The following is a 14,469-nucleotide window of genomic DNA, read 5'->3' on the forward strand; positions in this document are numbered from 1 at the left end:
AAGTGTTTAAATAAAATAAAAAAATTAAGAAACAGGAAGGATGATTTTAGTTATGACATTTAACGATATTTTTAAATCAAGTTTTATAGAAAATGTATCAGGTTTTTCATTTATAGATAGTGCTTTAGCTCTAGGTTCAGCATTTTTAGTAGGTTTGTTCATATATATGATTTACAAAAAGACATATATGGGGATTATGTATTCTCGACCATTTAATGTGTCACTTGTAGCACTTACAATGCTTACAACTTTCGTAATATTGGCAGTTACATCAAATGTAGTTTTATCTCTAGGTATGGTTGGTGCTTTATCTATAGTAAGATTTAGAACAGCAATCAAAGACCCAATGGATTTGGTATTTCTATTTTGGTCATTAGGTTCAGGTATAGTTTTAGGAGCAGGTTTAATTCCATTGGCTGTTATGGGTTCAATAATCATGGGATTGATTCTAATATTCTTTTCAAACAAAACAATATCTGAAACACCATATATATTGATGGTAAATTGTAATAATGAAAATTCAGAGGATATTGCAACTGACAAAATTAAAAAAGTATTTTCTAAGTATCAAATAAAATCAAAAAGTGTTACACCAGAAAAAGGTATAGAATTGGTATTTGAAGTAAGAATGAAGGATGGAGAAACAAGTCTTATAAATGACTTAAGCCAAGTAGATGGAGTTACTAATGCAGTTCTTGTAAGTTATAATGGTGACTATGTAGCATAGAGAGGAGTAATCTTTTATGAAAGATAAAAAATTTACCCTTCTTATCTCAATTATGATTATATTTTTATGTGCAGTAGTTGGAGTTTACAGTACATATGGTAGTAAAGGTGTTGATTTATATAGCAATGTATATATTGAAAAATATTTTGACAGAGACAAGGTTATGGAAGTTAATATAGAAATAGATGAAAGTGACTTGGAAGACATGAATGAAAATGCTATAAAAGAAGAATTTAAAGTTGCAAAAGTAACTGTAAATGGAGACGTATATGGAAACGTTGGTATAAGAACTAAAGGAAATTCAAGTCTTACATCTGTAGCAAATAGTGATAGTGATAGATATAGCTATAAGATTAATTTCGATAAATATAATACTAGTCAAAGTATGGAAGGTCTTACTCAATTAAACCTTAATAACTGTTATTCTGACCCATCTTATATGAGAGAATTTTTAACATATAGTGTCTGTGAGGATATGGGCTTAGCTACTCCAGAATTTGCATATGCTAAAGTTTCTATAAATGGTGAATATCATGGATTATATTTGGCAGTAGAAGGATTAAAAGAATCGTATCTTGAAAATAATTTTGGAGATGTAACTGGAGACTTATACAAATCAGATGAAGGAGCCTCATTACAATATGAGGGTGATGACCCAGATAGTTACTCAAATCTAATCGTTGAAAGTGATAAAAAAACAGCTGATTGGTCTAAAGTTACAAAACTACTAAAATCTTTAGATACAGGTGAAGATATTGAAAAATATCTTGATGTAGATTCTGTCCTCAAAAATATAGCAATAAGTACAGCTTTATTAAATCTTGATAGTTATCAAGGTAGTTTTGCTCATAATTACTATTTATATGAACAAGATGGAGTGTTTTCTATGTTGCCATGGGATTTTAATATGTCATTTGGTGGATTTAGTGGTTTTGGTGGAGGTAGTCAATCTATAGCTATTGATGAACCTACAACGGGTAATTTGGAAGATAGACCTTTAATATCTGCATTATTAAAAAATGATACATATAAAACTAAGTATCATGAATATCTAGAAGAAATAGTAACCAAGTATTTGGATTCAGATTATCTAGAAAATATGACAACAAAACTACATGATTTGATAGCATCATATGTAAAAGAAGACCCAACAGCATTTTATACTTATGAAGAATTTGAGAAAAATATAACATCTTCAATTGAAGATTCTAGTGATAATAAGGGATTTGGTGATAAAGAGTTTAATAATAATGATTCTAATAATAAAGATTCTAACAACAATGAATCCAATAACAATGATTCTAACAATAATAACTCTAACAATGAAAATAAGAGTTTTGAAAACAAAAGTAATGAAAAAGAAGTTAATGCTGAATTAACATTAAGCGAAGTCAAAACTAATACGGATAATGATACTCAAAATAATACTAAAGATAATAGTGAAAATGAGAATAATACAAATACCAATAAAGATGGAAACGATACTAATGAAAAGTCAGGAGGACCTATGGGCAAAGGTGGAAAGTCAATACCAGGAGTTTTAGAAGTTGCAGAAAATATGAGTAAAACTATAAATGCTCAATTAAGTGGAGAATCTTCTTCAACTAAGGAAACTTCTGATGATAATAGTTCAAGTGAAAGTAAAGACACAGAAAAATCTGATGAGAACATGGGTGGTATGCCAGAGCCACCTGAAGGTATGGATGGTAAAACACCACCAGGAATGGGAAATATGGATAAGGGTGATATGAATGGTAAAAATGGAGATATGAATATAGATAGAAGTCAAGGAAATCCAAAGGAAGCTGGAGGTTTTGGTAATAAAGGAGACGGCTCTATGAATAAAACAACAACATACTCTAAATTAATTTTAGGTGGAGCTTCAATGATAATCATGTCAGTTATGCTAGTAGGTGTATCAAAGATAAACCGAAGAAGATTTATAAAGTCAAAATAGATTAAGATACAAATAATATTGATACTGTTAAGTAAATATCTACTTAACAGTATTTTTTTTATTTTAATATCTTTGTTTTTAATAAAAAGTATTTTCTTATGGGTGTTAGATTAATAATCGTTGTAATTTCGTACATTTATAATTTTAAGAAGATATAGTAAAATTTAATTCTATTAAAAAAGTGCATAGAAAAAAACAATTAGACAAAGTATGAAAAGTATAATACGATTGTTTTGGGGTAAATGGAAAATAAACTTATATTTTGTAGAAATATCCATAAAAATGAATGTTTTAAATTTAACTTATATTAAAGTAAAAGGTTACATGTAAGTTGAAAAATTATAAAACTAAATCATGGTATATAAATAAAGTTTAAATTCATGTAAATAAAAATATCATCAAGTATGGAGGGATTTTAATGTATTGGAAAAGAGCATTAAGCTTATTAACATTAGGGTTAGTTATTTGTGGATTAACAATAGGTTGTTCAACAAAAGAAGAGGCTAAAAAAGAAGAAAAAAAGACTATTACAGTAGCCACAGGAGCAAAGTATTATCCGTTTAATTTTAGAGAGGACGGGAAAATGCAAGGTTTTGAAATTGATATATGGAATGAAATTGGAAAAAGATTAGATTCTGAAATTAAGTATGAAGTAAATAATGGAGATACAGGTGGGTTACTTGGAATGGTGGACAGTGGTAAAGCAGATACAGCAGCTCAACAAATAAGTATAACACCAGAAAGAGAAGAAGTATATGATTTTACAGTACCATATGCTTATAATCCTCTAATGATAACTATTAGACCAGAAGATAAAGACAAGATAAAAACTCTTGAAGATTTAAAAGGAAAAAAAGTTGAAGTTGGAGCAAATTCATCTGAAAGAGCAATAATGGAGGAAAAAAATAAAGATAATTCAATGGAACTAGTATTCAATGATGGAGCTGATTCATATGAAGGTCTTGAACTTGGGAGATCTGACGCAAGGATAATTTCTGTTTCTGCAACAGCTGCTAGAAATAAAAAAGCGGGTTCAAATTTCATATCTGTTGGAGAACCTATTTATGAAGAAATAAATGCGTATCCATTTAGAAAAGATGAAGAATCAAAGGCTTTAAAAGCTAAGGTTGATGATGCAATAACGGCTATGAGAAAAGATGGAACTCTTACTGAAATCTCTAAAAAATGGTTTGGAGAAGATATAACAATTGAGAGATAGGTGAATTTTATGAGCTTAGATGTATCATTCATGTTTAACATTTTGCCAGAAATATTTATAGCATCTAAAGAAACAATAATAATGGCTTTAATATCACTAGTACTATCTTTAATAATAGCAACTATAATGGCGTTAATAAGCTATAACAAAGTTAAAATATTAAATGAAATTGTTAAAGTTTATACCTCAATTTTTAGAGGTACACCACTGTTAGTTCAGTTGTATGCATTGTATTTTGGATTACCAAGAGCTATTCCAGCTCTTGTAGATATGTCTCCATTTACTGCAATGATAATTGCTTTATCAGTAAATATGTCTGCATATATGTCAGAGACTATAAGAGGAGCAATTTCTTCTGTAGATAAGGGACAATATGAAGCAGGAGCTTCCATTGGACTTACAAATGTACAAATATTTAGAAGGATAGTCATGCCACAGGCTATAAGAGTAGCTATTCCTGCATTATCTAATCACTTTGTAGATTTAATTAAAGGTTCCTCATTAGCTTTTACTATAGGGGTAATAGAAATAATGGCAGCAGCAAATTATAATGGTGGTAGTAAATATAAATATCTAGAAGCATTCTTAGTTGCAGGATTTGTATATTGGTTTATATTATTTGTATTTGGACTTGTTCAAAAGAAAATAGAAGCAAAACTAAATTCTGCATATTAATAGTATTACATAATAAAATAGAAACCATTTAAATAAAATTTCCTATTATATTTAAGTGGTTTCTATTTTATTGTTTTATTTATGGGCAATAAAGTAATAAAGACTTTTAAAATATAGAAAGCAATTTTAGAAATGCTAAAACTAGATAATCCATAATAAAAAAATAATTAAAAATTGTAACTAAATTGTAATAAAATGGTAGTTATTTAGCATAAAATGATGTATCATAGAAGTGTATTATAAAATTAATAAAGTAAGATTTTTTAAAAGAGAACTGCTGGCTTTTGATTTTTAAAGTGAGTAGTTAAATTATGTTTAGGAGGGGTAGATTTTGTTACAAAAAGTATTATGGAAATTTTTAAAGCTAGTAGCAGGTTTATTTATATGTTCAGTTGGTATAGTACTGACGATAAATTGTAACCTTGGTTTATCTCCTTGGGATGTATTTCATCAAGGTCTTTCAAATCATATAGGAATAACTATAGGGACTGCCTCTATAATTGTAGGCTCTATAGTAGTTATAGCTGATGTTGTTCTTGGTGAGAATGTAGGATGGGGAACTGTTTTTAACATGCTATTAATTGGATTCTTTATGGATTTACTTTTGTATAGTAAATTAATTCCAGAGGCTGATAGTTTATTTGTAGGAATAATTATGTTAATATTAGGATTAATTCTTTTGGCTATTGGAATGGTATTTTATATGGGAAGTGGTTTAGGAAGTGGACCTAGAGATGGTCTGATGGTTGCACTTCAAAAGAAAACTGGAAAATCACTTAACTTAATAAGAGGAACTATAGAAGTTGGAGCATTAATAGTAGGATTTTTCCTAGGAGGAAAAGTTGGTATAGGAACTATAATAAGTGCATTTGGATTAGGTTATTTTACACAGATAATATTTAGTTTATTTAAATTGGATTGTAGCAAGATTAAACATAGATTTATAGTAGATGATATAAAATTTATTAAGATATATATGAGTGGAGATAAAAAAACTACTGCTCAAAATATAGCTAAGTAACTTAACAATAAACTTAATAAAAGGTTAAATATTGTAAATTTAAAATTATATATATAACGTTGGATATTAAAAGAATATTAAACTATGAAGATTGCTAGAAATCTATAAAATATAGATTTCTAGCAATTTTTTATTTGTTTAACACTTTTTTATGTTTTAGAAGTTTTATTATGTATTTAATGAATTGATTAATTTATAATTAGGGATACTAAACTTTATAGATATTAATATAAACACCCTTAGATTGTGTATTTTCCAAAGCCTTTAAAATACTTGCATCTATTCTAAATAAAAAAATAAAAAAATGTCAAAAAAACTCTTGTATTATATCCAAATTTTATATATAATTACCTATGTTGTTTACAAATTTTAAACTCAATGTTTAGTAAACAAAATGTTTAGTAAAATAAAACAGAAACTAGGAGGTGCAACATGGATATAGGTGAAAAGATAAAAAGATTAAGAACAGAAAAACAACTGACCCAGGAAGAGTTAGCTAATAGATGTGAATTGTCAAAGGGATTTATTTCTCAATTAGAAAATAACTTAACATCACCATCCATAGCTACCCTTATAGATATACTTGAAATACTAGGTACGAATTTAAGGGAATTTTTTAATGAAATAGATGACGAAAGAATTAGTTTTACAAAAGAGGATATGTTTGAAACGGAAGATGAAGACTTAAAATATAAACTGAAGTGGCTAATTCCGAACTCACAAAAAAATGAAATGGAGCCAATAATAATAACATTGTATCCAGGAGGACAATATAAAGAAGAAAAGCCACATGAAGGCGAAGAATTTGGATATGTATTAGCAGGTTCGATATATGTTCATATAGGCGAAAAGAAAAATAAGGTAAAAAAAGGAGAAAGCTTTTACTTTAGACCAAGAGCAAATCACTATATATCAAACGAAGGTAAAACGACAGCAAAAGTGATTTGGGTAAGTACGCCACCATCATTTTAGAATAGAGGTGTTTAATAATTGGTAGAAAATATAATAGAATTAAGAGATATATCTAAACATTATGAAGAACTTACCGTTTTAGATAATTTCAATTTAGATATAAAGAAAAATGAATTTTTAACTTTACTTGGACCAAGTGGATGTGGAAAAACTACTACATTAAAAATAATAGCAGGATTTGAGTATGCTGATGATGGTAAAGTTTTATTTGAAGGTAAAGAGATAAACAATTTACCACCATATGAAAGACAAGTAAATACAGTATTCCAAAAATATGCTTTATTTCCACATATGGATGTGTATGAAAATGTAGCTTTTGGACTAAAAATTAAAAAGACTCCAAAAGATGTAATAGATGCTAAAGTGAAAGAGGTTTTAAAACTTGTTGCACTAGAAGGCTTTGAAAGACGACAAGTTGACTCACTAAGTGGAGGACAGCAACAGAGAATTGCAATAGCAAGAGCTCTAGTTAATGAACCAAAAGTACTGTTACTAGATGAGCCACTTGGAGCACTTGATTTAAAGTTAAGACAAGAAATGCAAATAGAATTAAAAAGAATTCAAAAAAAATTAGGAATAACATTCGTGTTTGTAACTCATGACCAAGAAGAAGCTCTTACTATGTCAGACACTATTGTCGTAATGTATAAGGGTAAGATACAACAAATGGGAACACCACAGGATATATACAATGAACCTAAAAACTCATTTGTAGCTAAGTTTATAGGTGAAAGTAACATATTTGATGGAATTATGATAGAAGATTATAAAGTAAATTTCTGTAATAGGGATTTTGAATGTGTTGATAAAGGGTTTGAAAAAAATGAAAATATAGAAGTGGTAATAAGACCAGAAGATATAAAAATGGTAAAGCCAGAAGAAGGAATGTTAAAGGGGAAAGTTACATCTACTGTGTTTAAAGGAGTGCATTACGAGATAGAATTAAATGAGAATGGCAGATTATGGATACTTCATAATACTAAAAATGCTGAGGTTGGAACAGAACTAGGTATGGACATATATCCAGAAGACATCCATATAATGAGAAAAGAGAATAACTAAGATGAAGAGAAAATCTTTCTTAGCATATCCATATGTAGTTTGGAGTGCGATATTTGTAATAATTCCTTTAATACTAGTAGTATTTTTCAGTTTTACAAAAGAATCAGGTGGAGGTTATGCATTTACACTTGAGAATTATAAAGAAGTAATAGACCCCATATATATTAAAGTATTTGCTCGTTCTATTCTTTTAGCAGGAGGAGCGACATTGATATGCCTTGTAGTTGGTTATCCAGTGGCGTATATAATTTCAAAAGCTCATGTAAGTAGAAGAGGTTCATTAATATTATTATTTATTCTTCCTATGTGGATGAATTTTCTTTTAAGAACTTATGCATGGGTTGCTATATTAGGAAAAAATGGACTTTTAAATACATTTTTAGGTTGGTTTGGAATACAGCCATTAGCAATTTTGTATACTAATTTTGCTATACTTTTAGGTATGGTATATAACTTTTTACCATTCATGGTTCTTCCAATATACACTGCACTATCAAAGATGGATAATGATTTGATAAATGCTGCTCATGACTTAGGTGCAAATAATATGACAGTATTTAGAAAAATTATATTTCCTTTGAGTTTACCAGGTGTAATGTCTGGAATAACTATGGTATTTATGCCAGCAGTTACTACTTTTGCAATATCAAGACTGTTAGGTGGAGGTAAAATAATGCTAGTTGGAGATTTGATTGAACAACAATTTACAGTTGTTGGAGATTGGAACTTTGGCTCAGCAATATCGATATTTATGATGATAGTAATATTGATATCGATGTCTATAATGTCAAAATTTGGAGATGAGTCTGACAAAGAAGGCGGTGGGTTACTATTTTAAAATTAAAGAAAATAACTTCTAATATATATTTAGCATTAGTATTCTTGTTTTTATATGCACCCATATTTGCCTTAGTACTATTTTCTTTCAATGATTCAAAATCAATGGCAAGATGGAATGGATTTACATGGAAGTGGTATGGTCAATTACTTCAAAATGAGAGTATAATGAGTGCTTTATATTATACTATCGTAATAGCTATATTAGCATCTGTAATATCTACAATAGTAGGAACTATAAGTGCTATAGGAATACATAAGATGAGAGGTAAGAGCAAAAAACTAATACTAAATGTAAACTATCTTCCTATTTTAAATACAGAGATAGTTACAGCAGTAGCTCTTATGAGTCTGTTTGTATTTGTAAAAATGGAATTTGGATTTACAACAATGCTATTGGCACATATAATGTTTTGTTTGCCATACGTTATACTTTCAGTTTTACCAAAAATGAAGCAATTGCCTGATAATATAGAAGATGCAGCTATGGACTTAGGAGCAACACCTATATATGCTCTTAGAAAGGTAATTTTACCACAAATAAAGCCAGGTATAGTTTCTGGATTTTTAATTGCATTTACTATGTCAATAGATGACTTTATAATAAGTTTCTTTAATGCTGGAAATGGTGTAAGTAATCTTTCTATAGAAATCTATGGAATGGCTAGAAGAGGTATAAAACCTGAAATAAATGCATTATCAACAATAATGTTTGCAGTGGTTTTAGGATTACTTTTATTAGCTAACAAAAAAGAATCTATAGTAAGGGGGACTAAATAATGATTAAGTTTAAAAAAGTAATAGCCCTTATAGCTGTAGGTGTGATGACAGTTACTCTATTTACAGGATGTAATAAAGCAACTGATTCTACAAAAGTTTTAAATGTATATAATGTTGGAGATTATATAGATGAATCTCTTATAGATAAGTTTGAAGAAGAAACGGGGATAGATGTTCAATATTCGACTTATGATACTAATGAAATGATGTATCAAAAAGTAAAGAGTGGTAGTACACACTACGATTTAGTCTTTCCTTCAGACTATATGGTAGAAAAAATGAAAAATGAAGGTCTTTTGGAAAAGCTAGATTTTAAAAATATACCTAATATGAAGTATTTAGATAAGAGTTTTTTAAATCCTGTATACGATGAAACTAATGAATATAGTGTTGCATATATGTGGGGAACTCTTGGAATATTGTACAATAAAAAAGAAGTTAAAGAACCTATAGATAGCTGGAATATACTTTGGAATCCAAAGTATAAGGGCAATATAATGATGTTTGATTCTGTTAGAGATACTATAGGAATAACTCTTAAAAAATTAGGATATAGTATGAATAGTGTAAATCCAAAAGAAATAAATGAAGCGAAAAATCTTTTAATGAAACAAAAAGACTTGGTATTAGCCTATGTAAATGATGAAGGTAAGGATAGACTACTTGGTGGAGAAGTAGCAATGGGTATGTTGTATTCTGGAGATGCAGTTACATTGATGGACCAAAACCCTGACCTTGATTACGCTATACCTAAAGAAGGTACTAATAAATGGGTAGATGCTATGTGTGTACCTACAACTGCACAAAATAAAAAAGAAGCTGAATTGTTTATAAACTTTTTATTAGACCCAGAAAATGCAAAAATAAATGCTGAATATATTGGATATTCGACACCTAATACAGGAGCACTAAAATTATTAGACCCAGAAATAACTAATAATCCTGTTGCATATCCGTCTAAAGAAGTCCTTAGTAAATGTGAGACTTTTGAAGATATTGGTGAAAACATAAAGTTATATGATAAGGCTTGGATAGAATTAAAGTCAAAATAGAGTTTTGGTGATTAATTATATTTACTTAATAAAACTGTTCTTTTTAGAAATTAATTTTCTAATTATTGAACAGTTTTATTTTTTGCTCATATTATATACTTTTTTTGAATTTATTTTTATAATAATTTAAAATTCAATAAGTTTAGTTGATTACTAGTTTTGTAATAACACTCATAAAAACAAGCAAATATATGACTTTAATGTCAAGTGTTTGCTTGTTTTTTTATTAAACTATGTTCACATACAATTTAAATAAGATTTAAGTAAGTGAAAAGCTTATTTGTATAATGACTTTAATAATAATTAGAAAAAATGGGCAACTTAATAGAATAATTGGAGGTGTAAATTTATAAAAATGAATAGGATAAATAAAAAAATAGATTTATTAATATTGAGTTTACTAGTTTTTATGTTTTTAATTGTTGGAATAGTAATATTATCTATTAGAACAGAAAATAAATTGAATGTATTTATAATGCTTGCAGTAATTTTTTTCATAATAATGTTAACTTATTTATCAAACTCAGTAGTAGGATTGATAACAAGTTCGATAACTATATTTATATATACATCCTATATTTTATATAACAATATTACTCACAATATAGATGTTGAATTTATATCATATATGTGGATAATAGCAATACCTATATCTTCAATTATAATAGGTACTTTAAATAAAAATATAAATGAATTACAAGATACGAACATAAAGTTATCTGAACAATATAAAGAATTAGTGACTATTGATAGAGAAACTGGACTTAGAAATTTAAAGATTTTTTATAATGATGTAAATATGGAGATAAGTAAATCTACTAGACATAATACTAATTTTTCTCTTATGATAGTAAAATTGCCATACTACGGAAATCTACAGACAATATTTGGAGAAAATAAAACTAATAAAATAGTAAAACATATCAGTTCTAGTATTATAGACTGTACAAGAAATGAGGATATAATCTATAGTTTACAAAAAGATATGATAGGAATATTAATGCCAAATACATCCCTGGAAGGTTCAAAAGTTGTTAAAGACAGAATAAATAAAAGGATAAGAGAGCTAAATTTAGATTTAAACAATAAAGGAAAGTATGTAAATATAGACATTAAAATTGCATTTTTAGAGTATAAAGACAGCTTTGGAGATAGTATAAATTTTAAGAATATGGTTGAAGAGGAACTACAATACGATGTTTAAAATATTTAATAAGAGTTTATCAAAACTAGTAATGATATTATCAATAGTATTAATAATATTAAATTTTAACCTATCTTCATATGCATCAGAAATTACTTCTAATAAAAATAAGGTCTTAATCATATATGATTCTAAGAAAGAAACAGCTTACAATAGAGATATTTTAAAAATTATGAGGACTCTATTGGGAAGATTTAGTTCAGATATTGAATCATTAAAATTAAGTAACTATGATGATGAAATAAATAAAAATTATTATAGTCATGTGTTTATTATAGGAATTAATGAAAATTCATATAGTAATGACAAAAAAACTAAATATTTACTTAGTTCATTGGATTCATATAAAGGCAATATATGTTGGTTGGGGTATGGTATAGAAAATCTTTTGGAATATAAAAAGTATAATTTAGAGTATTTGGGAAAAACAAATAATATAGTTAATGTAAATTATAAGGGGAAATCATACAATTTGGATGAACACTATTTATTTAACCTTATAAAATCAAAAGATACAAGTAATAAAGTGATAGGAAGGATTGATGATACATTAAACAAGTATCCATATATAATAAATGATAAAAATCTTTTCTATGTATCAAAATTGGATTTGGATGGTGTTTTATTTTATATATTCTGTGATTCATTGAACGATATTTTTAATATTAAAGAGTTTGATAAGGGAAGTCTATTTGTAAGAATAGAAGATGTACATGCTTTCAGAGACCCAGAGGACCTTGTAAAGATAGCTGATTATTTAAGTGACAAGAATATACCATTTACAATTGCACTGATACCAGCTTATGTAAATCCTAAGAATCATAAAATAACTACTTTATCAGAAAGCCCTGAGATTGTAAAAGCAATAAAATATATGCAAGATAAGGGGGGGACAGTGATATTACATGGATATACTCATCAATATAAAAAAGAAGCAGTTTCTGGAGAAGGGTACGAATTTTGGGATGGAGAAAGGGATGCACCTTTAAAGGAAGACATGAAAATATTTGTAAAAAATAGGGTGTTGAGTGGTCTTAGAATATGTATAGAAAATGGAATTTATCCTCTTGCGTTTGAAGCACCACATTATGCAATAGAATCGGAAGGATACAGAGAGTTAAAAAAATATTTTTCTACTTATGTAGGTCAACATCAAAATAATGATAAAAAATTTAGTACAAATACATATCCTTATGTTATTCGGGATACAGAAGAGTTTAATATACTTATACCTGAAAATTTAGGATATATAGACCCAAAAGATAATTTTACTTTTCAAAATATAAAAGAAAATTTAGATAAAATATCTATTGTTAGAGGTTTTAGTGGAGGATTCTTTTTTCATTCATATTTAGATATAGAGTATTTAAAATACGCAATAGAATATCTAGAAAAACAAGATATAGATTTTATGGATTTAAGAGATTTTGATAATTGGGTAAAAGTTGACGAAATACAAATAAGAAATGTTGGAGATGAAATTAGAGTAACTTATGATAGAAAATTAGAAGAAAATACTGAAAGTGATATTAAATTTAAGTCCATATCCAATATTAGCAAAATTTTGATATTAATAGTATCTGTAAGTGTTTTAACATTTGTGATTATATTTATATATTTTAAAAAAATAGATAAAAAGAAATTTTTAAAATAAGTGATTTTATATTAGAATCAATGTTTTAAAAACTTTTAGGAGAAATTTATGAGAGATTTAAATATATCAGAGTATTTATTTATATTTAGTTTATTTAGTATATGGTCTTTATTGCTTATAAATATTATTTTAGCTATGGGTGGTTATATATTTTATTTTAAAAATTTTGATAAAGAAGTAAAAAAAATTGATGAATATCCTATGGTATCAATACTTGTTCCTGCTCATAATGAAGCTAAAGTAATAGGTAAAACTGTGGAATCTTTACTATTACTTAATTATCCTAAGGATAAAATGGAACTTATTGTTATAAATGATAACTCATCTGATAATAGTAAAGAAATTTTAGAAAGCATAAAAAATAAGTATAATAATTATAATTTTACCATAATAAATACAGATAATTTAACTGGAGGAAAAGGAAAATCAAATGCATTGAATATTGGATATACCATTTCTAAAGGAGAGTTTATAGCTGTTTATGATGCAGATAACACACCGGACAGAAATGCACTTAGATATTTAATACAAACAATAGTAATGGACGATGAATTAGGTGCTGTTATTGGAAAATTTAGAACTCGAAATAAAAATAAAAATCTATTAACAAAATTCATAAACATAGAAACGCTAAGCTTTCAATGGATGTCACAAGCTGGTAGATGGCAATTATTTAATCTGTGTACAATACCAGGAACTAACTTTATATTGAGAAAAAGTATCATAGAAGAAATTGGAGGATGGGATAGTAAAGCAATTGCAGAAGATACAGAAATTAGCTTTAGGATATATAAATTGGGGTATAAGATAAAGCTTGTACCACAGTCTATAACATGGGAACAAGAACCAGAAACTGTTAAGGTATGGATAAAGCAACGTACCAGATGGGCAAAGGGTAATATATATGTCTTAATGAAATATATAAAAAATATATTTAAACAGGGAAAAAATAAAATTGTATTTGATATAGCATACTTTTTTTCTGTATATTTTTTATTCTTAACATCTGTCATCATATCAGATATTTTATTTGTTTTAAGTATATCTAAACTAATAGAGATTTCAATTCCAATTAACTTTTTTCTAATATGGATACTATCATATCTTTTATTTATCATAGAGGTGAGTATAAGTCTGAGTATAGAAAAAGGTGAATCAACATTTGAAAATATATTCATAGTTGCAATCATGTATTTTACATACTCCCAATTATGGCTATTTGTAGCTATAAAAGGAATGATAGAGTATTTAAAAGATATAATTTTTAAAAGAGAAGTTAAATGGTATAAAACAGAAAGATTTTGATTCA

At 27.5% G+C, this 14,469-nt stretch carries 13 protein-coding genes; all 13 read left to right on the plus strand.

Features of this window, described 5'->3' with window-relative positions; translation table 11 throughout:
- The first annotated feature begins 52 nt into the window (after positions 1–52).
- Positions 53–727 (plus strand): DUF4956 domain-containing protein, encoded by a 675-nt coding sequence (locus ACTG44_RS05410; RefSeq protein WP_021383793.1) that lies wholly within the window; start codon positions 53–55, stop codon positions 725–727.
- Positions 728–743: 16 nt separating this feature from the next.
- Positions 744–2,684 (plus strand): CotH kinase family protein, encoded by a 1,941-nt coding sequence (locus ACTG44_RS05415; protein WP_479921435.1) that lies wholly within the window; start codon positions 744–746, stop codon positions 2,682–2,684.
- Positions 2,685–3,102: 418 nt separating this feature from the next.
- The gene (locus tag ACTG44_RS05420) at positions 3,103–3,903 is read left to right on the plus strand and encodes a transporter substrate-binding domain-containing protein (RefSeq protein WP_479918338.1); all 801 of its coding nucleotides are present in this window, start codon (positions 3,103–3,105) and stop codon (positions 3,901–3,903) included.
- Positions 3,904–3,912: 9 nt separating this feature from the next.
- Positions 3,913–4,578 (plus strand): amino acid ABC transporter permease, encoded by a 666-nt coding sequence (locus ACTG44_RS05425; protein ID WP_021383742.1) that lies wholly within the window; start codon positions 3,913–3,915, stop codon positions 4,576–4,578.
- A 331-nt stretch (positions 4,579–4,909) separates the two neighbouring features.
- Complete coding sequence (locus tag ACTG44_RS05430) at positions 4,910–5,599, plus strand: YczE/YyaS/YitT family protein (protein ID WP_021383736.1); 690 nt, start codon at positions 4,910–4,912, stop codon at positions 5,597–5,599.
- Positions 5,600–6,031: 432 nt separating this feature from the next.
- Positions 6,032–6,571 carry a helix-turn-helix domain-containing protein gene (locus tag ACTG44_RS05435; protein WP_021383760.1) on the plus strand — a complete coding sequence of 180 codons (540 nt, stop codon included), beginning with the start codon at positions 6,032–6,034 and terminating at the stop codon, positions 6,569–6,571.
- Between the two features lie 18 nt (positions 6,572–6,589).
- A complete protein-coding gene (potA, locus tag ACTG44_RS05440) occupies positions 6,590–7,633 on the plus strand; it encodes a spermidine/putrescine ABC transporter ATP-binding protein (protein ID WP_021383779.1) in 1,044 nt (347 codons plus the stop codon).
- A gap of 1 nt (position 7,634) precedes the next feature.
- Positions 7,635–8,471 carry an ABC transporter permease gene (locus ACTG44_RS05445; RefSeq protein WP_021383784.1) on the plus strand — a complete coding sequence of 279 codons (837 nt, stop codon included), beginning with the start codon at positions 7,635–7,637 and terminating at the stop codon, positions 8,469–8,471.
- Between the two features lie 104 nt (positions 8,472–8,575).
- Positions 8,576–9,250 (plus strand): ABC transporter permease, encoded by a 675-nt coding sequence (locus ACTG44_RS05450; RefSeq protein WP_003432155.1) that lies wholly within the window; start codon positions 8,576–8,578, stop codon positions 9,248–9,250.
- Positions 9,250–10,302: an ABC transporter substrate-binding protein gene (locus tag ACTG44_RS05455; RefSeq protein ID WP_479918340.1), complete on the plus strand. Its 1,053-nt coding sequence runs from the start codon at positions 9,250–9,252 to the stop codon at positions 10,300–10,302. Before ACTG44_RS05450 ends, ACTG44_RS05455 begins: the two co-directional genes overlap by 1 nt.
- A gap of 355 nt (positions 10,303–10,657) precedes the next feature.
- The gene (locus ACTG44_RS05460; RefSeq protein ID WP_021383776.1) at positions 10,658–11,506 is read left to right on the plus strand and encodes a diguanylate cyclase domain-containing protein; all 849 of its coding nucleotides are present in this window, start codon (positions 10,658–10,660) and stop codon (positions 11,504–11,506) included.
- On the plus strand, positions 11,499–13,160 hold the full coding sequence (locus ACTG44_RS05465) for a DUF2334 domain-containing protein (protein WP_479921436.1): 1,662 nt from the start codon (positions 11,499–11,501) through the stop codon (positions 13,158–13,160). The genes ACTG44_RS05460 and ACTG44_RS05465 overlap by 8 nt, the downstream gene beginning before the upstream one ends.
- A 48-nt stretch (positions 13,161–13,208) precedes the next feature.
- Positions 13,209–14,465, plus strand: a complete 1,257-nt coding sequence (locus ACTG44_RS05470) for a glycosyltransferase family 2 protein (protein ID WP_479921437.1) — start codon at positions 13,209–13,211, stop codon at positions 14,463–14,465.
- Positions 14,466–14,469: the final 4 nt, after the last annotated feature.

This window comes from Clostridioides sp. LIBA-2809 (assembly GCF_056688965.1).

Bases quoted from the DNA above. Each gene is read 5' to 3' on its own strand.
- ACTG44_RS05410 (WP_021383793.1), top strand. From the start codon at position 53: ATGACATTTAACGATATTTTTAAATCAAGTTTTATAGAAAATGTATCA.
- ACTG44_RS05415 (WP_479921435.1), top strand. From the start codon at position 744: ATGAAAGATAAAAAATTTACCCTTCTTATCTCAATTATGATTATATTT.
- ACTG44_RS05420 (WP_479918338.1), top strand. From the start codon at position 3,103: ATGTATTGGAAAAGAGCATTAAGCTTATTAACATTAGGGTTAGTTATT.
- ACTG44_RS05425 (WP_021383742.1), top strand. From the start codon at position 3,913: ATGAGCTTAGATGTATCATTCATGTTTAACATTTTGCCAGAAATATTT.
- ACTG44_RS05435 (WP_021383760.1), top strand. From the start codon at position 6,032: ATGGATATAGGTGAAAAGATAAAAAGATTAAGAACAGAAAAACAACTG.
- ACTG44_RS05445 (WP_021383784.1), top strand. From the start codon at position 7,635: ATGAAGAGAAAATCTTTCTTAGCATATCCATATGTAGTTTGGAGTGCG.
- ACTG44_RS05450 (WP_003432155.1), top strand. From the start codon at position 8,576: ATGGCAAGATGGAATGGATTTACATGGAAGTGGTATGGTCAATTACTT.
- ACTG44_RS05455 (WP_479918340.1), top strand. From the start codon at position 9,250: ATGATTAAGTTTAAAAAAGTAATAGCCCTTATAGCTGTAGGTGTGATG.
- ACTG44_RS05460 (WP_021383776.1), top strand. From the start codon at position 10,658: ATGAATAGGATAAATAAAAAAATAGATTTATTAATATTGAGTTTACTA.
- ACTG44_RS05465 (WP_479921436.1), top strand. From the start codon at position 11,499: ATGTTTAAAATATTTAATAAGAGTTTATCAAAACTAGTAATGATATTA.
- ACTG44_RS05470 (WP_479921437.1), top strand. From the start codon at position 13,209: ATGAGAGATTTAAATATATCAGAGTATTTATTTATATTTAGTTTATTT.